Genomic DNA, 26,287 nt, shown 5'->3' with positions numbered 1-26,287 from the left:
TAAATATCAGCCTGAATCAACGACCGCGACGGACACGTACACACCTCACCCTGATTCAGGGCGAACATCGTGAACCCCTCCAACGCCTTATCCTGATACGCGTCGTTGCTCGCCAACACATCGCTGAAGAAAATGTTCGGCGACTTCCCGCCCAGCTCCAGGGTCACCGGGATCAGGTTCTGGCTGGCGTACTGCATGATCAACCGACCCGTGGTCGTCTCCCCGGTGAACGCGATCTTCGCGATCCGATTCGACGACGCCAACGGCTTACCCGCCTCCACCCCGAACCCGTTGACGATGTTGACCACACCGGCGGGCAACAAATCCCCGATGAGCGAGAACAAATACAAGATCGACGCCGGAGTCTGCTCAGCCGGCTTCAACACCACCGCATTACCCGCCGCCAACGCCGGCGCCAACTTCCACACCGCCATCAAAATCGGGAAATTCCACGGAATGATCTGCCCCACCACACCCAACGGCTCATGAAAGTGATACGCCACAGTGTCCTCATCGATCTGCGACAACGACCCCTCCTGCGCGCGCAGCACCCCGGCGAAATACCGGAAATGATCCACCGCCAACGGAATATCGGCATTCAACGTCTCCCGGACCGGCTTACCGTTATCCCAAGACTCCGCCACCGCGATCGACTCCAGATTCTCCTCGATCCGATCAGCGACCTTGTTCAAGATGACCGCCCGCTCCGCCGGGCTGGTCTTACCCCACCCCGGCGCCGCCGCATGCGCGGCATCCAGATTCTCCTCGATCCGATCAGCGACCTTGTTCAAGATGACCGCCCGCTCCGCCGGGCTGGTCTTACCCCACCCCGGCGCCGCCGCATGCGCGGCATCCAACGCCAACTCCACATCAGCCTCATCCGAACGCGGGATCTCACAAAACACCTGCCCCGTCACCGGCGTCGGATTCTCGAAATACCGGCCAGCCACCGGGGCCACCCACTGCCCACCGATGAAATTGCCATAACGGGACTCAAAAGACATCAAAGCGCCTTCAGTACCCGGGCGCGCATAAACGGTCATGGGAATCTCTCCTCCATGGGACAGCGAAGTGTGTCGATCGTCACTAAATGTACGAAGGGCAGGGTTGCACCACCGTTGCACGGGGTGCCGGATACGGGCGGTTCAGCCCAGTTCGAAGTCGAGCCCGGCGAGGTGTCCGCCGGCCTGCGCGCGTCCCACGGGACCGATCGAGGCACTGTTGCGCAGCGCCTCCCAGCCTTCCCGATCGTCGCGTCCCTCCGGAAGGTCCAGCCAGCGCCGCAGCGGGGACATATCGCCGCGCGAACACTCGGCAAGCACCGCACCGCGCATACTCGCCGACAGCTGCATGCGGAGCCGCGCGATCGACGGTGACACCGACTGAGGCAGCAGAGGACCGTGGTAGGCGGCCAGCGCGGACTCGACATCGCCGAGGTCAAGGGCGTCGAACACCTCACCGATATCGGTGGTGATCGGGACCAGCAGGCGATACGGACGGGACTCCAGGTACTCGGCGCCGATGACCTTGCGCAGCCGCGACATCTCGGCCCGCACCGTCACCACGTCCAGGTCCTTGTCGTCGAGAAGGACGGCCAGGTGGTCTGCGGACAGTCCCTCGGGGTGCCTGCTGAGCAGCACCAGGATGTCGGCATGTCGCCCGGTCAGCATCGTTGCGCGCAGGTGGCCGTAGACGTCGGTGGTCACCCAACGCGGGCGGTCTGCGCCCAACACCACCAGGTGCGGCTTGCGCGTCGCCGGTTCCGGGACGCTCCCGGTCAGCCGCAGCAGGGCCAGATGGTTCTCCACAGCCAGCGCGGTGGCCCTGACCAGCGCCAACGTTTGGGCCGACGCGGCCTGGGCACCCCCGGTGAGGTCGATGGCACCGAGCAGTGCCCCCGTATCGGGGTCGTGCAGGGGGGTGGCGGTACAGCTCCACGGCTGCACGACGCGGGAGAAGTGCTCCGAACCCCTGATCTGCAGCTCGCGGTCCAGCGCCAGCGCGGTCCCGGGCGCATTGGTGCCTGCGCTGCGCTCACTCCAATCCGCACCGGGCACGAAGTTCATCTGTTCGGCTCTGCGGCGCGCCCTCGGATCGCCCTCGACCCACAGCAGGGTGCCGTCGGCCGAGGTGACGGCCACGACAACGCCCGCATCCACGGCATCGTCGACGAGTAGCCGGCGGATCACCGGGAGTGCGGGTGCCAGTGGGTGGGAATCACGCAGTTTTGCGATGCCGGAGCCCACCGCGGCGGGCCGGGCCCGATCGAAATCCGGATCCACGCCCTTGGCGAGGCTGCGCTGCCAGCTCTTGGCGACCACCGGCCGCACCGTCGTCGGTTCCAGCTCAGCGACGTCGACCTCGCCTGCGACGAAGAGTTCGTGCACAGCACGAAGCTCCCGAGCACTCGGCCCCTTGGTCGTCCTCACAGATGATCACGCTCCCGATCACGGCCCGACGCCTCACTGCCTCGGCCGCATCCCACACCATAGCCCTTATCTCCGGCCCCGGGGAGGATCCCGACGAGGAGCCGAACAGACCGCCGGACAGAACCTGCCGCATCCGGCCACTCGTGAGTGGCATGTCCGACAGGACATTTGAGTGAGTTTGTCACTTCTGCACGCACCGAGCTGGTCTGACTGCGCGGTCCCGCCGGTCCTCCCCCCGGCGGGACCGCGCAGGTTCATGGCAACGCCGAGGAGTCAGTAACCCCAGGCATTGGCGGCTTGCCGGTCGGTTGTGGCGATCTCGTCAGCGCCGTCGCGGACCGCATTTCCCAGCCGGAACAGGATGTCCTGCAAGGCCGATGCCGACTGGTCCCAGCGCATCTGTTCAATCCGGTAGGCCTCGGCGGCGTGGCGGGTCCAGGTCTGCTGCAGTGGCGTGATCTGTGCCCGCAACTCTTCCAGCGCCGCACTCAGCCGCGCCGAGGTGGTGTGAATCTCCTGACGGACCGTGTACTCGATCTCGTCGAAGTTGTAGGACAGCGTGGCATCCATCGTGACTCCTTACAGGTGGGTGGTAATGGCGGCGATCTGCTGGGAATGGTTGTCGCCGGCCTCGCGCAGGGTGCGCTCGTTGAGCCGGATGGTTTCGGAGATCCGCGCCAAGGCGTTGTGCAATGCCGTCGATTCGGCGTTCCACCGCTCGACGACCTCACGGAAACGCACCGCCGCAGCACCGCCCCACACCGACGGCGGGACGGAACTCATCCGCCCGATGAACGATCCGAGCATTGCCCGGATCTCCTCGTTATGCGTGTCGATCTGTCCCGCCACCACGTGCATGAGATCGAAATCGGTGTTCAGCGAAGTCATCTGAGTCCTCTCGTCGGGTACTACTGAGGTTGGACGCAGCGGGCGGCGTTTCGGTTCCCTTGATCCGGATCTTGCTCACCGCACGCTGTGGGCGGATGCGATGGTCTGGTCACAGATCTCCCGAGCATCCCGGTCGATGGTGCTCTGGCATCCGACGGCGATCCGCACTCCGCCCTCGAGGAAGACCGACCATTCGATCTTCCTGCCTGCCCTGGCCTCGGTGTAACTGATCACGGGCCGGCCGGCGCGCTGTCGGGTGGCCTCGAAATCGGTGAACACCGTGGGGTCTTCCCTGTGCAGCGCGGAGGCGAGAGTCGTTGCCGTCGTGGCCATATCGACTTCGGCCGGTGACTGCACGATGAGCAGCGCACGCTCGCCGCCGGATTCGGTGACCTGGACGCGACGCGACCCCGTTCCGGCGGTGATCCTTTCGACCACCCAGTCTGCGGGAACCCTTGCGGCGACCCGGCCTTCCGTGATCAACACCGTTGCGCGGTCCGATGGTTCGCGTGGTGGGCGATGCAGTGCCACCGCCACGGCGGTGGCCGCAGCCAGCAGACACACGACGACCACCCATGGCCACCGGTGGCGCGGCGGGTCGGCGGGCGACGCGCACATGTCGCCGGCAGTCTGGAGCAACTGATGGTCGCCGACGATGGCGACCTCGCCGCCACGCCGCAGGCCGGCGGCCATCTCGGTGGCGACGGCCCGCGCGCCCGCGACGCCGCCCGGCGCATCGATGAGCACCGACGCGGGCTCGTCGAGGCCGGCCGCCACTGCTGCGGCCACCCCCGTGCGTCTCGGGACGACGAGCACCGTGGTGTCCGCTGTCGCAGCGAGGACGAACTCGTCGGTGATCTCCACGAGGATGTCGGCGCCAGGATGTCGGCGCCGATGTACGTGCGCCCGGGTCACCACGACGGCTTCGGCGCATGCCGCGGTGGCCGCCGCGCGGATACGATCCAGCCGCGCCGACGGCCACCACCCGGGGCAGACGAGCACCAGTCCGTCGACGACCCGGCCGTCGCCCCCCACCACGGTGCCGATGATCTCCCTCAGCACCGAATCCACCGATACCGGCAGATCGTCGACGATCGTGTCCCGGTCGTCGAGGAAATCCAGTCCCGCCCTGACTAATTCGCCGCGCACGGGGCACGGGCCGCGCACCGACGCCGGGCCGAAGAGCACCGCGACCGCCGTCACTGCGGCTCGGTCCACGCGAGCTGAACCCGTTCGGCCGCAGATCCCCGGAGGATGAGGGTGGCCCGGCCCGGCGGCAGCGGCACCGGGCGCACCGAGCCGAGCAATGCCCCCTCCTCCGGCCCCGCACTCATCATCAGGCCGGCGCCACCCAATTCGCGCAGCCGGGCCAGAAGCGGGTCGAACATGGCCCGGGCGGCTCCGCCGGAGCGCCGCGCAACGATGATGTGCAGGCCCACGTCCTTGGCGTGGGGTAGATATTCCAGCAGCGGGCTCAGCGGGTTTCCGCCGTCCGACGGGACCATGTCGTAATCGTCGATCACGACGTATATTTCCGGCCCGGACCACCATGAGCGGTCACGCAACTGTTGCTGCGATACGTCGAGTCCCGGTAGCCGGGAGCGCAGGTGCTCCAGCATGGGCGGCAGTTGGACCGCTACGGCCTCGGCCGATATCGCGTACCCGGCCAGATGTTCCGATTCCACCACGCCGAGCAGGCTGCGCCGGTAGTCCACGATGAGCAACCGGACGGCCTCGGCACCACTGGAACGCGTCAGCCCACGGCACAGGGTGCGCAACGCCGCCGTCTTTCCGCATTCGCTCTCACCGAGCACGATGAGGTGACCGTGCTTGCGGAAGTCGATCGTCACCGGCTGCATCCGGCTCTCCCCTAGGCCGACGGCAACCGTGGTCGAAGCAGAACCTTCGGGTGTCGAGCCGCCGGACCAGCGGACCATGGCAGGCAGCACCTCGATCCGGGGGATCGCGTGCGCGGCGTGCCGGGTACGCAAAACCTGCACCGCCGCAGGCGTATCCAGACCGAACAGGGTCGGGCATGCGATCAACAGGGACAGCCCGTCGCGGTTGAGGCCGGTGCCGGGTCCGCGGTGGGCGAGCAGCCGAGCCCGCTTGCGGTCCATCTCCGACTCGGCGGGATCACCGAGTCGGAGTTCGACGCGGGTACCCAGGTGATCCTTGAGCGCGGGCCGCAGGTCCGCCCAGCGGGACGCGGCGACGACGACGTGGATCCGATGTGCGAGACCCTGCACCGCCAGCGCCGTGATCGCTTCCTCCAAGCCGTCGCATTCCTGCCGCATGGCCGCCCACCCGTCGACGATCAGGAAGATGTCGCCGTGCTCATCGCGCACCCCCGCTTCCCGGCTCCGCAGCACGTCGTGGACATGCGCGACGGCCCGGCGGGCCAGCTCGGCATCTCCGAGTCCGGCGCAGACACCCGTGTGGGGCAATGCGTCCAGCGAGGACAGCGCGCCACCACCGAAATCCAGCAGGTAGCAGCGCACCTCGCCCGGATCATGGGTCGCCGCCAGCGCCAGGATGAGGGAGCACAGCACCGTGGATTTTCCCGATCGGGTGGCACCGATCACCGCGGCGTGCCCGGCAGCGCCGGCGAAGTCCACCATCAGGGGCTCGTGACGTTGCCCGAAAGCGTTGTCCACCAGACCGATCGGTACCCGAAGCCGGCCGGACCCGTGCGCGGCGAGGAGATCGCCGAGCGCCGGCGGTTCGTCCAGCGGCGGGAGCCAGACCCGGTGTGCGGGGACGCCGCGGCCGGTCAGTCGGTCCAGTACGGCATCGAGCATCGTGGGCGCCGCCGATACCTCGGTGTGCATGTCTCTCCCGGCGGGTGCGGCGGTGAACAGGCATGGCGCACCCGAGACGTTCGGGGCCGGCCCGCCCACCGGCCCCGAGACGAACGCGGTGCGGAAGCGGACCGTCTCCCCTGACGGCGTCCTCAGATAAGCGGAGCCGGGTGCGGCCGGTAGATGATAGGCGTCCGGAATTCCCAGTACGGCCCGGGACTCGCTGGTGGAGAACGTCTTCAGGCACACGCGATAGGACAGGTGGGTGTCGAGCCCGCGCATCCTGCCCTCGTCGAAGCGCTGACTCGCCAGCAGCAGATGCATCCCCAGAGAGCGGCCGACCCGTCCGATCGCCACGAAGAGCTCGGCGAAATCCGGTTGCCGGCTGAGCAGTTCGGAGAATTCGTCGACGATGATGAACAACACCGGTAGTGTGGGCAGGTCAGCGCCGGCCGCCCGCGCCTGCCGGTAGTCGTGCACACCGGCCAGGTTTCCTGCCGCCCGAAGTAGTTCCTGTCTGCGGTTCATCTCACCGGTGAGCGCATCCCGCATGCGGTCCACCAGGTGTGCTTCGTCGGCGAGGTTGGTGATGACAGCGGCGACGTGCGCGGCGCGGTCCAGTCCGAGGAACGTCGCACCACCTTTGAAATCGATCAGCGCGAGATTCAGTTCCTCGGGTGGGTGCGTCGCGATCAGCCCGAGGATCAAGGTCCGCAGGAACTCCGACTTCCCGGAGCCCGTCGCACCGATACACAGTCCATGTGGCCCCATACCGCCGTGCGCGGCCTCCTTGATGTCCAGGACGACGGGACCTGCGGCACTGTCGGTGTCTTCGGTGAACCCGATCGGCACCCGGAGCCGCAGCCCGTCCGTGCGTGGACGCCACGCCACGTCCGGATCGAGGGCTCCGGAGGCCCCGATGCCGATCAGTTCGGGCCAACCCGTCACCGCCCCGGCCGATCGGTCGGGCATATGCGGTGCCAGGCGGCGGGCGCAGATCAGCGCCTCGGCCAGACTGATTCCATCCGCGCGGCATCCGGGCGGAAGGCCCGCGGCCCCGGCGTCGGAGATGTCGACCACCGTGACACCGGCACCGACCTCTGTTGCCGGAACATCCACGCCGTCCACCACGATCACCACCTGGACGGCACGCAGCGCCCGGCAGGCTTCCCGTGCTGCATCGAGATCGGGGAACGTGAGCCGGCGTGGACCCGCAGCGTCGACCACCTCGTGGTCGCGGTGGTGCGGCAGCCATTTCAGCCAGTCCCAGTGCCCGTCGCCGACCGGTACCACGGCCGCGATCCTGACATCGCGCGGACTGTGCAGCATGGCCAGTTGACAGACCATGGCGCGCAGCAGGTTCCGCGCCGAAGCAGGGTCCATACCGATCGACACCCGGGGACAATCCGCCAACCGCAGCGTGACCGGCACGTCGTCGAGCAACGTGCAATGGTCCAGGACGTCGTTCAGCGCACCGACGGTCACCGGGTCGGTCTCCTCGTCCGTGCCGGCCGGCGGAGCTATCAAGGGTGTCGACAGCGCCACTGCGCCGAGCCCCACCCTGATCACCCCGAAGTCCGGGGCGCCGGGGCGCCGTTCCCACATGCGCGCCCCACCGGCCATCGTCCACAACGCGGCCGGATCCGGGTGGGTCCAGTGCAGCATCTGATGTTGCCTGCACGCCGTCTCCGTGGCCTCGTCGACCACGGTGTCGAGATACCGGAGATAGCCGCGGCGCCCCGCGTCGACCTCTCCGGTACGGCCGCGGAAGGTGTGCGCCAAGGTACCCATCGCCGACGCCAGCATCATGACGGGAAAGAGCAGGAAGACCGGATTGCGGGCAGCCGACTGCCCCGAGGTCAGGTACACCGCGACCATACCGCCGACGGCCACCAGCATCACCAGCGGAAGCAGGCGCGCCAACGGGTTGACCGGAGGGACGGCAGGCAGGTCCGGTGGGCGCCGCAGCTCCACCGGCCCCGAAGCCGGCGGCGGTGGCTTCACAAGTTCCACACCGGGTTCGACGCATCAGGGTGCCGGTCGGTTCCACCCGATATTGGTGCGTCACCACCGATCTCCGGGTGACTACCGTGGAAGCAGCGTGAGGGGGTTCACTGCGGTGGAGGATTCGCTGTGCCGGGTGTCGGTCGCATGGTCGGGCGAGATGACCGATCTGGTCCTGCCGAGATGTGTACCGCTGGCGGCATTGTTGCCCGAGGTCGTCGATCTCGTGGCCGGTTCCCGTGTACGCACCGAGACCGCCCGCACCTGGCGGCTCCACCGGGTGCCCGACGGGCCGCTCGATGAGTCGATGACCCTGCAGGAGTGCGGTATTCAGGACGGCGACATCCTGACCATGTCAGGTGTCTCCGCGCCGGCGTTCCGGCCCTCCACACGCGGCGATTTCCGCACCGTGATCTCGGCCGGCGCGCCTCGACACGAGGCTCGGGCACCCGAGGCGTGGGCGTGGTGCGTCACGATCGCCGTCGCCACCCTGATGTACACGCTGACGGGGAACGGTCATCCAGCAGCGGCGGCGGCCGTCGCCGCGTTCATCGTCGGCCTGTCCGCCGTGGTCGCCCGTCGCGCACCCGGTGCACGCACCGCAGCGTGCACGGTCGCGGTCGTGTTCAGCGCAGCCGCAGGCCATCTCGCCACCGGAGCGGCGCTGCACGCCCCCGGAGTGCTGTTGGGATCGGCCGCCGCTGCGTTGACCTCGGTCGTACTCGGACGGCTGAGCGCCTGCGGTACCACACTTCTCACCGCGTACGCCACGTACGCGTCCCTGCTCGCGATGGCGACCGCCCTCGCCGTGATCACCCCGGTCGGGGTCATCGTCATTGCCGCCATCCTGGTGCTCACCGCGCTGGCCGGCGTGGGTACCGCGGCCCGGTTGACCATCGCGCTGACGGGTTTGGCGCCGGTGATCCCCGGTCATGGCGATTCGCGCATCACCGATCGACGTGCCGGGTACGCCGGTGAGGTGCTGGCCGGCATCGTGTCAGGTGGCGCCGCCGCAGCCGCGACGGGTTCTGTCCTGATGGCGGTGGGCTGCGCCCGGGCCGGGACGGTACCGACGGCGGGGCCGTTACTGGTCGCCGTGGTGGCCGGCGCACTGTTTCTGCGGTCGCGACTGTACGCCGACAGTTCGTGCCGGATCGCTCTGGTCACAGGTGGATTGATCAGTGCCACAGCGGCTTCCGCGATACTGCTGATGGCGGTTCCGGCTCAGGCCGGTTGGATCGCGGTGACGACGGTAGGGGTGACCGGCGGGTTGTACGCGCAGCGCCACACCTTCGGCCCGGTGTGGCTCCGCGGCGTCGATGTGCTGGAACACGCCCTGTTGGTTGCCGCTGTCCCGTTGGCCGGATGGGCCGCCGGAGTCTTCGGTATCGCGCGGCACCTGGATCTGCCGTGGTGACGCGCGTGACGCGGCCGATTGCCGCGGCAGCGCTTGTCATCGCATCGCTGAGCTCGGCCCCGCCGGCGAACGCGGTCGGTCCGCCGACGGTGGACGGTACGTTGCTGCCTGCCCCGGGCCCGGCAGCAGCCCCCTACCGAACGGAGCAATTCAAGGCATGCGCCACGACCAGCGGGGCCGCCGCGTCCCGTCGAGTCCCGGCCCGGCCCGATCTGCGAGCGGCGTGGGCAGTGACCCGGGGAGCCGGTCAGACGGTGGCCGTCATCGACACCGGGGTTGCGCGCCATCGGCTCCTGCCCCGCCTGATACCCGGCGGCGACTTCGTCTCCACCGGTGACGGGACGCAGGACTGCGACGGGCACGGAACCATCGTCGCCGGCCTCATCGGTTCGGCACCCGACGAGGAGTCCGGGTTCAGCGGGGTCGCGCCCGAAGCGACGATTCTCGGTATCCGGCAGTCCAGCAGCCGATTCCGTGAGGTCGGCGGAGCTGAGGGCGTCGGCGATGTCGACACCCTGGCGGCATCGGTACGTCTGGCGGCGGACCTCGGCGCGACGGTCATCAACATCTCCACGGTGGCCTGTGTCGCGGCTGGTGAGGCCCTCGACGATCGGGCACTCGGGGCCGCCCTGGCCTACGCGGTGGAGGTGAAGAACGCGGTGGTGGTGGCGGCCGCGGGCAACGTGGGCGGACATGGCAGCTGCCCGAAGCAGAATCCGACATCCGGGAGCGTCCCGGACTGGGAGCGCGTGGAGGTCGTGGCAAGCCCGTGCTGGTACGACGAGTACGTGCTGACCGTCGGGTCGGCACGCACCGACGGTATGCCGTCGGAGTTCACGCTGGGCGGCCCATGGGTGGATGTGGCCGTGCCCGCCGAAGCGGTGGTGTCACTGAGCCCGTCCGGCGAAGGCCTGGTGGACCAGGCTCCCGATGACGCTGCACCGCAGACTATTTCCGGAACCAGCTATGCCGCACCGCTCGTCGCGGGGATTGCGGCGCTGCTGCGGTCGGCCATGCCGCACCTGACCGCACGCCAGGTGATGAAGCGGATCGAGGACACCGCGCTCACCCCGGGATCCGGATGGAATCCGCTTGTCGGGCAGGGAATCGTCGATGTGGTGGGCGCACTCGACGGTGCCGCACCCGATATCTCGCGTTCCTCCCCCGCCGTACGCGCAGTACCACCGGCGCTCGAGCACACTTCCTCGGGCACCGGCCGGCGGGCGCTCGCGGGCGCAGCAGTGTGTATGACCGCCGCCGCGGCGTTGATCTCGTCGGCGCGTCTACGCCGGCGGCGTGATCCCGTCACGTTGAACGGACGCGGCGGCACTGCTGAGCGCGGGTCCCCGCGGTAGCGCCGCGAGGATCGGCCACGGCCCGCTGCCAGGTGTGCCGGGCAATCCCAGACTCTGCGCGGTCTCCGGGCTCTCGAGTCCGTACGCCACACCCGCCTGGTCGATGAGGAACAGCGGTCCGGTCGCCGCGCCCGCCCCCGCTGCGCCCGTCGCGTGCACGTACGCGCCGTCCGGGATCGCGACGGCATCGATGTGCGGGCCGTACCCGTCGGCTTGGGCCAAGGCGATCGTCGGAAATTGCATCGGCGGGGACTTGTCGACCGTCACGGTGACATCCGGCGCGGCACCCGTGCCCGAGGGCACCCAGCGCACACACACCTGCGCCGTGAGGTCACGTCCGGCCGGCGTCGCGCCGCTGCGCGGGAGATACCGCAGCGGCAATGCCTCGACCACGGGGATCTCGGCGATCCGATCCGCGGGAACGTCTCGAACCGGCTCGCCTTGTACGACGGCGAATCGGATGAGATCGGCTGCCACCGGCCCGATCCGCTGTATCCCGGATGTGAGTACGACGTAATGGTCGGGTGCGGCGTCGGTGCGGCGCACCTGAAGTACCGAGCCCACCCGGCTGCCGGGCAGGCGCGACGGACCGGGTTCGCCGAGCCCCTCGATGACGGGTACGCCGATGGCGGCGACCTCGGGTACCAGATTCAGCATCGCTCGCGAGATGATCAGTGGCTCAACATGGTCGAGACGCAAGGCCCTCGTCACGGGCCGGTCCCGCAGGTCGACGAGGGCTCGCCGGCCGTCGAAGAGCAGGTAGACGGTGGCCGCGCCCTCACCGGCGGGGCGGACGAGCAGCGGCGGCGCGCTCTCGGCGCCGTGGGCCGCGCCGACGAACACCGTGGTCGCATCGCCACCGTCGCACACCGTCCACGCCACTGCCGCCGAAGGCACGGTAGGCAACGCCGCCGGCGCCCCCGGGATACCCATCAGGGGACCGCGTTTTGCCACCGAGATACTCGCGGCGCTGACAAGTGCCGGCGTCGCGGGCGTGCGAGCGATCAACCGGGCCGACGCCAGATTCATTGCCGGATGGAGCGTGTCGCCCACCCGCACATAGATCGCCCCCGACTCGCGAGCCATGACGATCGGCGCATCGCCGATGGTGCCGCGCGGTCTGATCACTGCCAACCCGACGCACACGCCCATGACCACGACGGTCAGCACCGCACCGGCGGCGAGAGCCAGCGAGTGCGCCCGGATCGGGTCGCCGAGCATGCGGGTGTCGCGGCACGCCAGCGCGTATTCCATACGCCGCGAAAGGAAGCGGTGGCCGCTGGCCTGTAGTTTGGTGGTCGCGTTCCGGTCCATATGTCCCCGGTTTCGAGCCTAAGGGCATTCCGGCGACGGGAAGCACACCAGTTTCGTTGCGTTGTCAACGAACTGTGGTGTGGCGCAGCAACCGATTGCCGGACTGTTCAGCAAATCTCCCGCACGACGGGAACGCGTCAGCGCGAACCCCGGCCGCACGAACCCTCGTCATGATCAACTCTCGAACCGCAGGAAAACGCTAAGCTGTCGCATCGCGACCGCGCAGGCGAATACCGTCGACAGCGCTGGGGAGGAGCCGGCACGAGAATGGAACCGGTTCGGCGGTGACAACCCCGGTGCTTGATTTCGACGGACGGGTGGTCGACCGGCGGCAAGAGATGATCGACCTGCTCACCGCCGTCGAATCCGCCGGGCGAGCCGCCGGCGCATGCATCCTGATCAGCGGTGTTCCCGGAGTCGGTAAGTCGACCCTGGTCCAGGCCTTCGGCGCCGAGATATCCGAGCGCAGCTGCGTCTTCGCCTACGGACGGTGCCGCGATGGGGCGCCCGCCCCGTATGCCGCCCTGGGCGAGGCCCTCAGTGCACTCGTGCGCACCATGGAATCCACCCCCGCCGCGGAACGCCAGCACTGGCGATCCGCTCTGACCAGTGGGACTCAGCCGATCGCGGTGGTGCTCGAGGAACTCGTTCCCGAGTTGGCCCACCTCGATGCGCCGGCTGAGGACGTGACGGTGGTGCATGCGGCCGACGCCCGTCGACGGCTGCACCGAGCCGTCATCCAACTGCTCTCCGAAACCGCCGCGTTCCGGCCGGTCGTCCTCGCGATCGACGACCTGCAGTGGGCGGACCGTGATTCGCTCATGTTCCTGTCCGAGCTGCTGACGGTGTCGTTGCGCAACGTGCTGGTGGTCGGCGCCCATCGCGCCGGCGAGTTCGACCCGGCCGGCGCGGGTCTGACGACACCGACGATCCAGCGTATCGACCTCGAACCGCTCTCCCGGCTCGACGTCGAAGAGTTGCTCGCCGGAGTAAGCGGCCACAGCGTCGAACTCGGTGACGTCGCCGCCGAGTTTCATCACCGGACCGATGGCAACCCGCTTCAGGTCCGCCAACTGCTGTACCGCGCGCAGCAAGCCGGAGCGCTCATTCCCGCCGGCCCGGACGGTCAGCCCAGATGGGATCTTCGCGTTCTGAGTTCCATCGAGATCTCGGCGTCGGCGGCGGAATTCCTCGGCCGCTACCTCGACCAGCTCCGCCCGGCCGACCGTGCGGTGCTGAGGTCGCTGACCTGCATCGGTAGCGAGTTCGACCTCGACGACGCCACCGCGGCCGCGGGTGCACCCGCGGATGTGGTGGCCCACGCCCTCTGGTCGGCGCTCGAACTGCGGTTGATCGAAGCGCTGGACAACCACGGACGACGGATCGCCAACTCCATCAGCCACCAGGCTCGCTACCGTTTCAGCCACGACAGGGTGACCGAGTCGGCGCGTGAGGGTCTCTCGGCCGAGACGCAGCGGCACGTCCATCTGCGCATCGGCCGGCGGTTGGTGGCACTCGGCGACGACCGGCTTTTCGAAGCGGCACGCCACGTCAGCCTGGGCGGCGGGGCGACCGTCGAGACCGCGGAGCGTCTGCACTTCGTCGAGGTGCTGCATCGCGCCGCACGAAAGGCCCGGGCGCAGGCCTCCTTCCCGCTGTGCCTGGACTATTGCCGCAATGCACTCAGCCTCCTGGGTGAGCAACGCTGGTCGTCGGATTTCGACCTGACCCTGGAACTGCAGCTCGACGCGGCTGAGGCGGCCTTACTCATCGGTGACGTGCCGGCACTGCACGCGTTACTGGACGAGGCGGAAGAGGTGCTGCGTGGTCCCGCCGATCGGGCCCGGCTGGCCTACCTGCGCCTCAAAGGCCGCATCGCGCAGAACCGGCTCCAGGACGCATTGGCCATCGGGCTGCGCGCGCTCGAGGAGCTCGGCGAGCCGCTGCCGCCCGACGCCGGCACGCCCCGGATCCTCAATGCGCTGGGCCGGATGAAACTCACGGCGCGCCGGTGGGGTACCGAGCAATTGCTGGAACTACCGGCGTGCGAAGACCGACGGGTCATCGAAGCGCAGCGCATCCTCGCCGAGCTGCGCAGCATGTCCTACATCGCGCGCCCCAATCTGTTCCCGTTGATCATCCGCAAACAACTCACCCTCAGCCTGGCGCACGGTCACACACCGTCGTCTCCACTGGTACTGGTGAGCTACGGGGTGCTGCTCGTGATCTCGGGCGACCGCGCCGGTGCCCAGCGCTTCGGTGAAGTCGCTCTTGCGCTGACCGAACGGGCCGGCTTCCGGGAGGCGCGGCCGGAGACGCTGTTCCTCTATCTGAACTTCATCCGGCACTGGCGCCACCCGGTGCGCGACGGTCTGGTGCAGATCCGCGAGGCGATCACGACGGCCCTCAACCAGGGTGATCAGGAATACGCCGGATTCCTGATCACCGTGCTGCTCTCACAGTCGTTCTGGGCGGGCAGTCCACTGTCCGAGATCGACGCGCTGGCCCGGTCTCTCATCCCACAGATCCGTTCCCAACCCGTACCCAGCACCCTGAGCCAAGCCCTCCATCAACTCTGCCTCAACCTGCTGGGACGCAGCGAGGATCCCATGCTCGTCGCCGGCGAGAGCGGCTATGACGAGCGCGAAATCGTGCCCGCGGCGCGCCGCGAAGGTGACGAGGTGACATTGAGTGTCGCGGCCGACGTCACCCAGGGCCTCCATTTCTGGAGTGGCGATTACGCCGGCGCGGTCAGCGTGACCGATGAGGTGATGCAGCATCTGGCCGGGACCACGGGCACCACCGGACTTCAGCTCGTCCACATGGTGAGCGCCCTGAGCCACATTCATGCCGCACCGAACGACCGTGCCACGAAGAAGGCCGTGCGCGACTCGCTGTCGCTGCACCGGAAATGGGCGGCCGGGGCGCCCGCCAACTACGCCGCGCCGTGCGCGCTCGTCGAAGGGTCATGGGCACGGGCCCGTCGTCGCTACCTCGAGGCAGAGCAGTTCCTGGACAAGGCGATCGAACTCGCCGAAGAACATCAGCTGCCGCTGATCGCCGCGCTCGCGCACGAGGAGGCGGCCACCCTGTATGCCGACACCGGCCGGACCCGGCTCCACGAGCACATGCTGCGGACCGCCTACCAACGATGGCTGGCATTGGGGTTCGTGTTGCGCACCGACCGGCTGGCCCGCCGGCACCCCTGGCTGCTCAGCCGTGAACTCGTGCAGCCCGGCTCGGCCGGAATCGATCCCGTGGGCGCGCACCACCTGGTGCGCACGCTCGCGGCCGCGAGAACTCCGGACAGCCTGGCCAAGCTGGCCCTCGGCGCCGCCGCGGACATGACCGGCGCGGAACGGGTGCTGTGTCTCACCGGTCAACCGGACCAGCTGACCGTCCGCGCGGTCCACCAGGCCGGTGTCACCACCACCATCGAAGGGCCTTGGACCGCGGTGCCCTACGACAGTTCCGTGGTGGCGCGCGTGGTGGAAACCGGCGCTCCGGTGACCCTGGTCTCGGATACGTCGGTCTTCGCCGCTCCGATCCGGTTGCAGGACAGGATCATCGGGGTGCTCTATGCCGAGCGGACCGTCCCGGGGCGGCGTTTCTCAGCCCAGGATGAAGAGGCGATGACCTTCCTCTGCGCGCAGGCGGCGGCACCACTGTGGAACTTTCAGCTCGAAGCTCAACTGCGTGCGGCCGACGAACATCGCCTGTCCCTCATGGACGTTCAGTCCAAGTTCGTCCCCAACGAGCTGTTGCGCATGCTCGATATCGACGATGTCCGCCGGGTACGCAGCGGCTACCGCGTCGAACGGCAGATGACGGTGCTCGTCACCGACATCAGGGGGTACACCACACTGCTGGAAGACATGGACGTATTGGAGGCCAACAACCTGGCCACCGGCTTCCTGCGCGCTGTGGAACTGCCGATCGTGGCCTGTAACGGCATGATCCAGGACATGCGCGGCGACGAGGTCCTCGCCGTGTTCGAGGGTGCGCCCGACAATGCCGTCCGGGCTGGGCTCGGCATGCTGCGTTCACTGCGCGAGCACAACGTCGAGCGCCTGGCACACGGCTCCGAAGAGCTGCGGGTGGGGATCGGGATCAACTCCGGGGTCGTGGGGCTGGGCTTGGTGGGCGGCGTCAACCGCATGGTGCTGAGCACTGTCGGCGATGCGGTCAACCTGGCGGCGCGTATCGAGGGCACCAACAAGCGCTACGACTCGGCCATCCTCATCTCCGACGCCACCTACGCGCAGCTCGCCGATCCGTTCCAGTTCTTGATCCGCAGGATGGAGCGGGTGATGGTGGTGAATCGCCGCCAGCCGGTGACCCTCTACGAGGTCTACAACGAGGATCCGGAAGTCCTTCGCTTTGCCAAGATCTCGGCGCAGCCGGCGTTCGACGAGGCCTTCACCCTGTTCGACGACGGCGACGTGGTGGCCGCACGGGCAGCCTTCGAGCGGTGCCGGCAGTTGTTGCCCGACGACCCCGTCGCCACCCTGCACATCGCGCACTGCGATGCGGTCATGCGAGGAGAACTGTCCCCAGGTCAAGAGGTCGCGCTGCACCAAAAGTACGCCGATTGACGGACACCGACTCGCGTACGGGGGACGTGTGGGTCTGCGATGATTTGAGCCGAACCTGAGGGGGTCGGCATGTACCTGAGTGCAGAGCGCGTCGCCATCGTCAATCGGACGATTCAGGAGACGTTCGAGCAGACCTGCATCGCGTGGCAGGCCATTCCACATTGGGATACCGGTGATCCGGGTCAGACCGAGGTATCCAACGAGAATTATGGCGTGGTGCAAATCCAGGGCGCCCCGCAAGACGTGTCGGCTTCGGTCGCCGAGCTGATCGCGCCGACCCCGGATTCGCTGCTCACGAAGATCAATGCCGCGACCGTCGCCCTTGCGGCATCCGTCGACGATGTCGTGTTTCCGGCGTTGCGCACAGCAGCACTCGGCCCCAACACCTTCAACTTGACCGCGAGTACCACCGACGCCATCCTCAGCGCCGTCATCGACTGCCGTGGGGCGGTGGAGAAGGGCGGCTACCGTTCCCCTTCGTGCGGAATCACCAATACCGATGGGATCAAAGGGCTCTACCAGTTGGTGAACAGCTATACCTCGCCGAGTGACACCATCCTCTACGCCGGCAATATCAACTCCGTTCACCGCGTGGACAAACTGGAGACAGCGGTCGGCACGCCCCCAGCCAGCGCGATCGTTCTCGGCCGCCGCCAGCGGATTGCCCACGGGCAGGCATCGGGGGCCTCGCCGGGTGAGGAACCGGTGGACCTCGCCATCAGCGTCCCGCCCAGCTTCGAGATCGTCGGCGAGTCCGCGGCCAACCTGATCAAGCTGAGGGTGCGCGTACGGTACGCGGTCCGGGTGAAGGTGCCCGCAGGAATAGCCCTCATCACCGGCCCCTAATGACGCCGTCCTCACCCGGGACGCTTTCCCGCCCGGTGGCACCTGATCAACTGGAGCAGTACCTCGCCCACTGCAAGGAGATCTGCGACGCCGAGATCGACCGGCTCTACGGATCGGGTCGGCAGGGGTCCGGCAGCCTGCACGAGCTGATCCTGGACTACCCGCTGCGCGGTGGGAAAGCGCTGCGACCCGCACTGAGCATCGCGATCTGTCTGGGTCTGGGCGGACACCTCGAGGCCGTGCTACCCACCGCCGCCACGTTGGAGCTCTACCACAACGCCTTCCTCATCCACGACGATATCGAGGATGAATCCTGGTGGCGCCGTGGAAAACCCACGCTGCACATCGACCACGGCATCCCGATCGCCGTCAACGTCGGCGACGCGATGCTCTCACTCACCCTGCAGCCGTTGCTGGACAACGTCGAACGCGTGGGACTCGGTCCGGCACTGCGCATCCTGCGCGCCGTCGCCCACATGACCCGGCAGACCGTCGACGGCCAGGCGATCGAACTCGAGTGGGTCAAATCCAACGCCTGGCAACTCGACGACGCGGACTACCTGAAAATGGTCGAGCTCAAGACAAGTTGGTACTCGTTCATCACTCCGCTACAGGCCGGCGCGCTCGCCGCCGGCGCCGACCTCCGCCAACTCCCCGCGCTGGAGGCCCTGGGCCGACACATCGGGGCGGCCTTCCAGATCACCGATGACCTGTTGAATCTGCGGGCCGATCCGGAGGACTACGGCAAAGAGATCGGCGGCGACCTGTGGGAGGGCAAGCGAACACTGATGCTGCTGCACGCTCTTCGATGCGCGACGCCGGAGGAGCGCGACCAGGCCGTCGAGATCCTGGGCAGACGCCGACCCGGCGCAGACGGTGAACTCGGCCTCACCGACCTGCTGGAACGGCTCACCGCACGCGGCGACCTGTCCCACAGCGGGCACACTGATATCGTCACTTTCCTTGCCGGACAGCATCATTCGTCATCGAAGAACCTCGACGACATCCGCTGGCTGTTCGACCTGATGCAGCGCATGGGGTCGCTCAACCATGCCCGAGATATCGCCGCGCGGCATGCCCGGGAAGCTGCCGACGTCCTCGCGGATCTCGATTGGCTGCCCCCGAGCCAGCACCGCGACATGCTCACCAGCCTGGTCGACTACGTGCACGGGCGAACCCGATGAACCCCGAGATGCTGATCGGCATGCTGGCCGAGCTGGAACGCATCAGGGAAGCCACCCTTGATCTCGTCGAGCGCAATGCGCCACAGTTGCTTCCCGCCCCCGCCGATGATGCCGACGGCACCGAACGCGCTGCATTCGACCTGCTACTCGGGGCCCGCCGCGCGGTGCTCGGCAATCCCGTGGCCGCCCGCGGCGTGCACGACATGCTGATCGCGGAAGGCGCGCGCTACGCGCAGACATCCGCCGGGGCCCAGTTGCGTGATGCGCTGGCGGGATCGCCTGCCGTCGAGAATCTCCGCCGCATCTGGGAAACGTTGAGCCTCAACGTGCTCGACGGCCCCGCCGAACCCCACGCGGCCCCGATCGCATGGTCGGAGTTGTTGGCCGACGCCCTCGTCGGCCACGGACTGAACGACTCCATACTGGCCCGGCTACGCCCGGAGGGTTTCGCATGACGATCACCGACCCGCAGCCGGCCCTGGCCGAGCAGAGCAGCTTCATCGGCTACCTAGTGGGCTTGGCCGGACTGGGGCAGCTGGTGCGGTCGTTGGCCGCACCGGGCGGCGCCGGTCCGCACCCTGAGGATGACTTCGTGCACCTGTTACTCGGGCTGGCCAGTATCGGCACTGCCATCGAGGGGCTCGTCGGGTCGGAACCCGACCCACCGCCGACGAGCGGAGCAACTTCTCTTCCGAGCGCCGGGCGGTGGTTGCGATGACAGCGTCATTGGCGGCGAGCGACTTCATGCGGACACCGATGCTCGGTACCGCCGAGCCGGAGGGATTCAAAGAGTGGCACCACTTCGTGGTGCACGCCCGAGGCCTCCGTCTTCTCATCAACTTCAGCCTGAACAGCGAGACGGCCCCGGACGGACGATTCCGGCTGGCACCCCGGGTCATCGTCATCGTGCACGATTCCGAATGGCGTGGCGAGGTGGCGCGATTCGACGCATCGGCGGTGGACATCTCCGCGTGTCTCGGCGATCTGACCATCGGCGGCAATCGCATGCAGGTGCTACCCGACGGTTACCTGGTGACGGTCGACCTTCCGGCCCAGGGCATTCAGGGTGAACTGCAGTTCGTCTCGGTGAGCCGGCCGTTCGTCGTGAACAACCAACCGATCGGGTCGGGCCGGATGAACTGGCTGTTCGTGCCACGACTGCACGCCACCGGCTGGTTGAACATCGGCGGCCACGAGCACCGGTTCGACAACGACGTGTCCTACCACGACCACAACTGGGGCCGGTTCTGGTGGGGAGACGACTTCGGCTGGGAGTGGGGCACGGTTCTTCCGCACGACTCAGGTGACCCGTGGTCATTGGTCTATCTGCGCATGACCGACAAACGGCGGCTGCGTTACCTGTCCCAGGCGCTGTACGTGTGGCACCGAGATGAACCGGCAGCCATCTTCCGGCACGCGTCCGTGCAGGTGCGGACATCCGGGCTCCTCGGCCGGCCCGCCGACTGCACCCTGCCGCCTCCGATGCGATTGCTCCTGGACGGTGAAGTCCCCGGGGTGCCGGCGAGAATCGAGGTCACCGCGGCCCGCTGCGCCGACTCGGTGCGCGCCGAATTCCTCCCGCAGTCCTACGCGCGGCTGGCGCAGCCCAGTGAACTGTCACTGGACGGGACGACCGTCCTGTGCGAGTCCAGCGGGACCGCCCGGATGACAGGCACGATCAACGGCGAGACCATCGACTTCTTCGGCACCGGAGTATTCGAGTTCCTCTATGGCTGAAAAGGTTTCGACGCTGCTACGGACGTCGGTCGCCCACCTCGCCGATGAGGTGCCCGACAGCTATCGCCTGGTTCTTCGCACGCTCGGCCCGCTGGTGGTCGACCTCGACGTGGACGGTGAGCGCTTCGCGCTGCGCGGTGGACGCCGCCTTGAGGTGTCCACCGGGCACGTCGGGAGCGCGGGTGCGCGCGTCGTCACCACCCGGACCGGGATCCTCGACATTCTCGACGCCGCGATCAGCCTCGACCACGCCGTGGAAAGCGGAGTGCTGCGGGTCTGCGGCTCCCTCGAGGACGTCCTGCGCGCACACGACACCATGCGCGCCTACGTCCACGCCGCGGTGCGCGCTCCCTCGCAGCCGGCGCTATTGTCCGCACTCCGGGCGGACGCGTCATGAACACGCCGATCATCCCTCCGGCCGCCTGCCGGCGGCGCCCCACCGTGGCGGTCCTGGGTGCGGGTATCGCGGGGCTCAGCGCGGCACATGAACTGGCCGAGCGTGGTTTCGACGTCACCGTCTACGAGCCACGAATCGACGAGCGAGCCGAACCGGGAAGCGGCCATCCGACTGTCAAGATCGGTGGCCTGGCGGCGTCGCAGTACGCGAAGGCAGGAGCCCACGACGGCACTCATGCCGAACTTCAGCCCTTTCCCGGAAGGCGGGGCCAACCGACGGTTCCCGGTCGGGCCGTCGCCGGGGAGCACGGATTCCGTTTCTTCCCGGCCTATTACCTGCACACATGGGACCTCTTCAACCGCATCCCGATCTATCAGCGCACGGCATCGGCGACCGGCATTCAGCGCTGGACGACGACGTCGCGCACCGTGTTGGACAACGTCCGGCGGGTGGTGACTCAGGGCACGACCGTGAACGGCAAACCGTCGTTGGTGTTCCCGCGCGAAGCGCCCCGCAGCCTCGCCGAATTCATCAGCATCACCGGACAACTCACCGGCTTGGGTTTCACCGCGACCGATGTGCAGACCTTCGTCGGCAGGCTGTTGCGCTACCTGGTCACCAGTCCGCTGCGACGCGCGACCGAACTGGAGAACCTCTCTGCCTACGACTACTTCGTCGGCCGGCAGCCCGACGGCACCCGACGATTCTTCTACACCCCGCGTTTCGACGCCCTCCTGCTCGAGATGCCCAGAGTGCTGGCCGCATTCGATTCGCGCTGGGGTGACGCCCGCACCAACCTCACGACCTACCTACAGCTACAACTGCAGATGGACAGGCGGGACAACAAGGCAGACGGGGTGCTCAACGGGCCGACCACCGAGTCGTGGTTCGACCATTGGTATCGCCATCTGATCCAGATCGGCGTGCGCTTCGTGCGTGCCTCGGCCGAATGCATCGATCCACCGGTGGTGGATACGCGGCAACCGCCGCATCTGCGCCCCCGGGTCCGGATCACGTTCGCCGACGGCACCCGCGTCGCCCCGGACTACACCGTCGTCGCCGTCGATGCCCCGTCCGCCGAGAGGATCACGATGGCGCTGCGCGCGGCCGGTACCGGAGGCACGGTGGCCGATCTCGACGGGTTCGCGACATCTGCCCCGCCGCCGGACGGTCCCTTGCAGCCCAGCGCCACCCGCTCGGGGACACGGCGCGATCCCTACGCGATGGACATGATGGGCCGGCTGCCGTGGGATCGCTTTCAGACACTGTCGGGCGTGCAGTACTACTTCGACACCGAGTTCCAATTGCTGCGGGGACACATGTACTACTCGGGTACCGAATGGGCGCTGTCGTCGATCAACCAGCACGGCATGTGGGAGAAGCGACCCAACCTGGCCGAGGACGGTTACGTGGCGGTGCTTTCGGTCGACATCGGCGATTTCAACACGCCGTCAAGGCATCTGGTGGATGCGGCCGGCCGGGGCAAGGCGGCCCGCGACTGCACGCCCGACGAACTCGCAGCCGAGGTTTGGCGCCAGATCGTGGCCGCTCTGACAAGTGACGCCGGCTGTTCCCCGGAGGAGATCATGCCGTGGCCGGCGTGGTACACGCTGGACCGAGGACTGATCACCGCCCCGGACACCGGACTCATCGTCCGCAACGAGACGCCGTATCTGGTGCCGATCATCGGAGACTGGCCCAACCGTCCCGGCGGCGACCCGTGGAATCCGCATGGGACGTCGTGGACCTACCGGCCCACCCAGGCTCGGTGGCTCGAAGACCTGCACCTGCGCAATGTGTGGCAGGCCCGCCATGGCGGCTATCAGGTGCATGACAATTCGGTGGTGTTCGCGGGCACCTGGACCAAGACGTTCACCAGGATGACGTCGATGGAGGCGGCCTGCGAGTCGGGACGGCATGCCGTCAACGCGATCCTGGATCACTACGTATGGGTGGGATCGGGCGGTACCGACCTGCGGGAGAACACCACGCTCGACTGGCGATTCCCCTACGGCTTTCTGGACCAGGGTTTGTCGAGTCCCATCCGGATGCCCACCCCCGCGGGTGACTACTGCTACGTCTTCGACATCGAGAACCGTGAGCCGGCCGACGCCCGCCCGCTGCGGGTTCTCGATTCCGATTTCGCCGTCGAGTCGCTGCCCCATCCGTTGGACATGCCGACGACACCGTACGAGGGAAGCCAGCTACCGTCTGTCCAGATTACGGAGGCCCACACATGACGGCACCACAGTTCGATCCGAATCTTCTTGCCTACCTGCAGGCTTGGCGGCAATACCTGGAACAGATGGCGGGTGCGACGACGGGCTTCGGCGTACCCCCTACCCCGCAGTGGCCGGTGGCCGCACCGCCGGCGCTGCCGCTGCCCCCGGCGATGCCGCCGATGCCGCCTTCGTTTGCCGGTCCGCCGTCCCACCTGCCCGCTCCGGCAACGGATTACACCCAGCAGCTGCTGGCCGTCCTGCAGGCGTGGCGGCAGTACCTGGAGCAGTCGGCCGCGCTGGCCACAGTGTCCGCAGATGCCTCACCGAGTGCGGCCCAGGAGCAGTACACCAAACCCCGTCCCGATATCGAGCCGGTGCCGCCGCCGAACGGCGGGGGCAGCATGCTGTCTGCGGCGGACCTCGCGAGCTCATCGCTTCGCACCGGTTCGGCGTACGCGAGTGAGTCCGGTTCGGGCGGATACGGTGCCCGCGGTCCGGTCCCGCCACGATCCCTGTACCGCAGCGCCGCCACTGCAGATGCCGGCAATCCCGCTGCCACCACCACGTGGTGGAACCACGGCCGGCCGCCGGCGGGGACCACGTCGACAGACGCCTCGACGACGACACCACGGCCGAATGACTCGGCTCCGATGCCCGGCGGATCTCAGCGGGGTGACGGAGCGAAGATCCCGCCGGATGTCGAGTTGGTCGCTCCGTCGGTCCACGGCTCGTCGATGGCACCGCTGAGGCGGCCGGTTCAGCCGTCCTTGTTGCGTTCCCTGGACCGATAAGCCGCCACGTGCTGCCGGTTCCCGCAATTACCGGTATCGCAGAACATCCGGGACCGGTTGCGTGACACGTCGAACAGCACCGCCTCGCAGTCGGGCGCCGCGCAGATCTTGAGCCGGCGCAGTTCGCCACCTCGGATGAGGTCGGCCAGTGCCATCGCCATCTCGGCACCCATCCGCTGCCACAGCGGGTCATGGATGGACGCCAGGTGCAGATGCCATTCGGGCATCTCCTCATGCCGGGTCAGCCAGGGCGAGGCCTCGGTGTCCGCGAGCAACGCGTTCACCTGACCGACCACGCGCTCCTCGTCATCAGCGACGGTCCAGATCCGTCCGATGCGTTCACGCAGTCGGTGCACCGAATCGAGCTCCGCACCGTCCCGGTCCCGGCGACCGGTCCAGCCGAAGCCATCCAGGTAGGCGTCCAGCGCAGCGGTGTCACCGAGTTGCTCGCCGTCGACCCGATTGCTGTTGACCAGCACACAGGCAGCCCGCAGTGTGAGCTCTGTGTCATGAGTAAAAATCATTTGACGCATGACTCCCATCCACGCTAGCGTCATGACCAATCCACATTTTACTCATTACAGCTCGGGGGTTTCCGATGAGCGCGACGGACACGCGTGCCGATACCGGCCATTTCCGGCTCGGCATGTTGTTCGCCGTGGCATCCGCCTTCACCTTCGGGATGTCCGGCCCCCTGGCCAAGGCGCTGATGGAAGCCGGCTGGTCTCCCACCGCCGCGGTCACCGCGCGACTGGCCGGCGGCGCGCTCGCCATGGCCGCATTCGCCGGCTTCATCAAGCCGGACTGGATCCACGAAGCACTCGCGCACCGCAAGACCGTCATCGCCTACGGCCTGATCCCCATCGCGGGTGCACAACTCTGCTACTACAACGCCGTCGCCCATCTGTCCGTCGGCGTGGCGCTGCTGCTCGAGTACACCGCGCCGATACTCGTCGTCGGCTGGCTGTGGGCGACCACCAAACGGGCACCCGGCAGGCTGACGCTCGCCGGTGTGGCGCTGGCCATCGCCGGGATCATGTTGGTGCTCGATGTGTTTGCCGGGGCGCGCATCAACTCGGTCGGCGTCAGCTGGGGCCTGGCCGCCGCGGTGTGTGCCGCCTGCTATTTCATGATGTCCGATGCCGCCACCGCCGACGGTGACGGACTGCATCCCATCACCCTGGCCGCCGGCGGCTTGGTGGTCGGCGCCGTCACCGTGGCCGCGATCGGCGCCTCCGGTGTGATGCCGCTGACATTCAGCACCCACCACACCGTCGTCGCCGGGCTCACGCTGCCCTGGTACATCCCGGTGATCGCGCTGGCGCTCATCCCGACTGCGATCGCCTACACGCTGGGCATTTTCGGGGTGGCCCGGTTGCGCCCCCGCTTCGCATCCCTCGTCGGCCTGGCCGAAGTGCTCTTCGCGGTCCTGATCGCGTGGGCATTCCTCGGTGAGGCCATCACGGCCACCCAGGCGCTCGGGGGTGCGGTCGTACTGCTCGGACTGACCCTGGCCCGCGTCGGCGACCGGGCCGACACCGTGCTGGAGGCGGGCTGGCCCGATGTCCCGCCGGCGCAGCCACACGCGGAACCGGCGATTGGCAGCAACTAGCCTGCAAGTGTGAAGATGCTGTCCGTGAAGTTGCTCAGGATGTCAGCCCGGACCGCAGCCGTCGGTTCCGCCATCGTGTCGGCCCTCGCTTTCCTGGCCGGACCGGCACCGCTGGCGACTGCGGAGCCGTGCTCGGATGTCGAGCTCATCTTCGGCCGCGGGACGAGCGAGGATCCGGGAATCGGTCGCGTCGGCCAGGCCCTCGCCGACGCCCTCACACCCCAGCTCGGCGGCCGCACCCTGAGCACCTACGGGATCAACTATCCCGCCACTTACGATTTCCTGGCCGCTGCCGATGGCGCGTACGACGCGACGGCCAGGATCAACGCCCTGGCGGCACAGTGCCCGTCGACGAAGGTCGTGCTGGGCGGCTATTCACAGGGTGCGGCGATCGTCGACATGCTGATCGGCATCCCACCCGTGGGCGACAAGATCGGCGAGTTCGGATCGGCACCGCCGCTGCCGGGCAGCCTGGCGAGCAAGGTCGCCGCCGTCGCGGTGTTCGGGAACCCGGGCGCGAAGTTCAGCCATCCGGCCAACACCGCGCCGTCCCCCTACGGCGGCCGGGCCATCGACCTGTGCGCCGATGGTGATCCGATCTGCTCGCGCGGTCGAAACCCGTTCGCGCACACCCGCTACGAAAGCTCGGAATTCATCCCCCAGGCCGCAGGTTTCGTCGCCGCGCTTGTTTAGCT

Annotated in this window: 19 protein-coding genes and 1 pseudogene; 12 read left to right on the top strand and 8 right to left on the bottom strand. The window is 67.8% G+C overall.

The window, feature by feature from the left end:
- The 6 genes from H7J86_RS28655 to eccCb all read right to left on the bottom strand — a co-directional run.
- Nucleotides 1-1,043 (bottom strand): aldehyde dehydrogenase family protein (locus H7J86_RS28655; protein ID WP_267295060.1); only part of this gene is annotated, 1,043 nt, incomplete at its 3' end.
- A 102-nt stretch (nucleotides 1,044-1,145) separates the two neighbouring features.
- The gene (locus H7J86_RS28650) at nucleotides 1,146-2,387 is read right to left on the bottom strand and encodes a helix-turn-helix domain-containing protein (protein WP_170847331.1); all 1,242 of its coding nucleotides are present in this window, start codon (nucleotides 2,385-2,387) and stop codon (nucleotides 1,146-1,148) included.
- A 315-nt stretch (nucleotides 2,388-2,702) separates the two neighbouring features.
- Nucleotides 2,703-2,999: a WXG100 family type VII secretion target gene (locus H7J86_RS28645; RefSeq protein WP_090359725.1), complete on the bottom strand. Its 297-nt coding sequence runs from the start codon at nucleotides 2,997-2,999 to the stop codon at nucleotides 2,703-2,705.
- A gap of 9 nt (nucleotides 3,000-3,008) precedes the next feature.
- Nucleotides 3,009-3,317, bottom strand: a complete 309-nt coding sequence (locus H7J86_RS28640) for a WXG100 family type VII secretion target (protein WP_267295058.1) — start codon at nucleotides 3,315-3,317, stop codon at nucleotides 3,009-3,011.
- A gap of 75 nt (nucleotides 3,318-3,392) precedes the next feature.
- Nucleotides 3,393-4,535 (bottom strand): type VII secretion-associated protein, encoded by a 1,143-nt coding sequence (locus H7J86_RS33465; RefSeq protein ID WP_267295056.1) that lies wholly within the window; start codon nucleotides 4,533-4,535, stop codon nucleotides 3,393-3,395.
- Nucleotides 4,517-8,131, bottom strand: a complete 3,615-nt coding sequence (gene eccCb, locus H7J86_RS28630) for a type VII secretion protein EccCb (RefSeq protein WP_308204880.1) — start codon at nucleotides 8,129-8,131, stop codon at nucleotides 4,517-4,519. The genes H7J86_RS33465 and eccCb overlap by 19 nt, the downstream gene beginning before the upstream one ends.
- A gap of 88 nt (nucleotides 8,132-8,219) precedes the next feature.
- Here eccCb and eccD point away from each other — a divergent pair, with 88 nt between their 5' ends.
- Nucleotides 8,220-9,539, top strand: a complete 1,320-nt coding sequence (eccD, locus tag H7J86_RS28625; RefSeq protein WP_267295054.1) for a type VII secretion integral membrane protein EccD — start codon at nucleotides 8,220-8,222, stop codon at nucleotides 9,537-9,539.
- Nucleotides 9,536-10,894, top strand: a complete 1,359-nt coding sequence (gene mycP / locus H7J86_RS28620) for a type VII secretion-associated serine protease mycosin (protein ID WP_308204879.1) — start codon at nucleotides 9,536-9,538, stop codon at nucleotides 10,892-10,894. Before eccD ends, mycP begins: the two co-directional genes overlap by 4 nt.
- Here mycP and eccB read toward each other — a convergent pair.
- Entirely contained in the window at nucleotides 10,823-12,208 is a 1,386-nt protein-coding gene (eccB, locus tag H7J86_RS28615) for a type VII secretion protein EccB (RefSeq protein WP_267295050.1), read from the bottom strand. The genes mycP and eccB overlap by 72 nt on opposite strands.
- 296 nt (nucleotides 12,209-12,504) lie before the next feature.
- Here eccB and H7J86_RS28610 point away from each other — a divergent pair, with 296 nt between their 5' ends.
- The 8 genes and pseudogenes from H7J86_RS28610 (at nucleotide 12,505) to H7J86_RS28575 (ending at nucleotide 23,980) form a co-directional block, all read left to right on the top strand.
- Entirely contained in the window at nucleotides 12,505-16,803 is a 4,299-nt protein-coding gene (locus tag H7J86_RS28610) for an AAA family ATPase (protein WP_267295068.1), read from the top strand.
- A 69-nt stretch (nucleotides 16,804-16,872) separates the two neighbouring features.
- Nucleotides 16,873-17,649 carry a hypothetical protein gene (locus H7J86_RS28605; RefSeq protein ID WP_267295048.1) on the top strand — a complete coding sequence of 259 codons (777 nt, stop codon included), beginning with the start codon at nucleotides 16,873-16,875 and terminating at the stop codon, nucleotides 17,647-17,649.
- Between the two features lie 35 nt (nucleotides 17,650-17,684).
- Nucleotides 17,685-18,833, top strand: coding sequence for a polyprenyl synthetase family protein (locus H7J86_RS28600; protein WP_267295046.1), 1,149 nt, complete (start codon nucleotides 17,685-17,687; stop codon nucleotides 18,831-18,833).
- Entirely contained in the window at nucleotides 18,830-19,288 is a 459-nt protein-coding gene (locus tag H7J86_RS28595; RefSeq protein WP_267295044.1) for a hypothetical protein, read from the top strand. The genes H7J86_RS28600 and H7J86_RS28595 overlap by 4 nt, the downstream gene beginning before the upstream one ends.
- On the top strand, nucleotides 19,285-19,551 hold the full coding sequence (locus H7J86_RS28590) for a hypothetical protein (protein ID WP_267295042.1): 267 nt from the start codon (nucleotides 19,285-19,287) through the stop codon (nucleotides 19,549-19,551). The genes H7J86_RS28595 and H7J86_RS28590 overlap by 4 nt, the downstream gene beginning before the upstream one ends.
- Nucleotides 19,548-20,570, top strand: a complete 1,023-nt coding sequence (locus H7J86_RS28585; protein WP_187098343.1) for a hypothetical protein — start codon at nucleotides 19,548-19,550, stop codon at nucleotides 20,568-20,570. Before H7J86_RS28590 ends, H7J86_RS28585 begins: the two co-directional genes overlap by 4 nt.
- Nucleotides 20,563-20,967 (top strand): SCP-2 sterol transfer family protein, encoded by a 405-nt coding sequence (locus H7J86_RS28580; RefSeq protein WP_267295040.1) that lies wholly within the window; start codon nucleotides 20,563-20,565, stop codon nucleotides 20,965-20,967. The genes H7J86_RS28585 and H7J86_RS28580 overlap by 8 nt, the downstream gene beginning before the upstream one ends.
- A pseudogene (locus H7J86_RS28575) lies at nucleotides 20,964-23,980 on the top strand (FAD-dependent oxidoreductase). Before H7J86_RS28580 ends, H7J86_RS28575 begins: the two are co-directional and overlap by 4 nt.
- Here the strand turns inward: H7J86_RS28575 and H7J86_RS28565 are convergent.
- Nucleotides 23,947-24,504: a CGNR zinc finger domain-containing protein gene (locus tag H7J86_RS28565; protein WP_090359746.1), complete on the bottom strand. Its 558-nt coding sequence runs from the start codon at nucleotides 24,502-24,504 to the stop codon at nucleotides 23,947-23,949. The pseudogene H7J86_RS28575 and the gene H7J86_RS28565 overlap by 34 nt on opposite strands.
- A gap of 74 nt (nucleotides 24,505-24,578) precedes the next feature.
- On the opposite strand from H7J86_RS28565, the gene H7J86_RS28560 reads away from it, so the two are divergent.
- Together H7J86_RS28560 and H7J86_RS28555 are read left to right on the top strand one after the other, a co-directional pair.
- On the top strand, nucleotides 24,579-25,592 hold the full coding sequence (locus H7J86_RS28560; protein ID WP_187098341.1) for an EamA family transporter: 1,014 nt from the start codon (nucleotides 24,579-24,581) through the stop codon (nucleotides 25,590-25,592).
- 15 nt (nucleotides 25,593-25,607) lie between these two features.
- Nucleotides 25,608-26,285 carry a cutinase family protein gene (locus H7J86_RS28555; protein WP_090360465.1) on the top strand — a complete coding sequence of 226 codons (678 nt, stop codon included), beginning with the start codon at nucleotides 25,608-25,610 and terminating at the stop codon, nucleotides 26,283-26,285.
- Nucleotides 26,286-26,287 lie beyond the last annotated feature (2 nt).

Source organism: Mycobacterium hackensackense (assembly GCF_025822555.1).
Lineage (GTDB): Bacteria > Actinomycetota > Actinomycetes > Mycobacteriales > Mycobacteriaceae > Mycobacterium > Mycobacterium fluoranthenivorans.
This window is presented reverse-complemented; position numbering and strand designations above follow the sequence as displayed.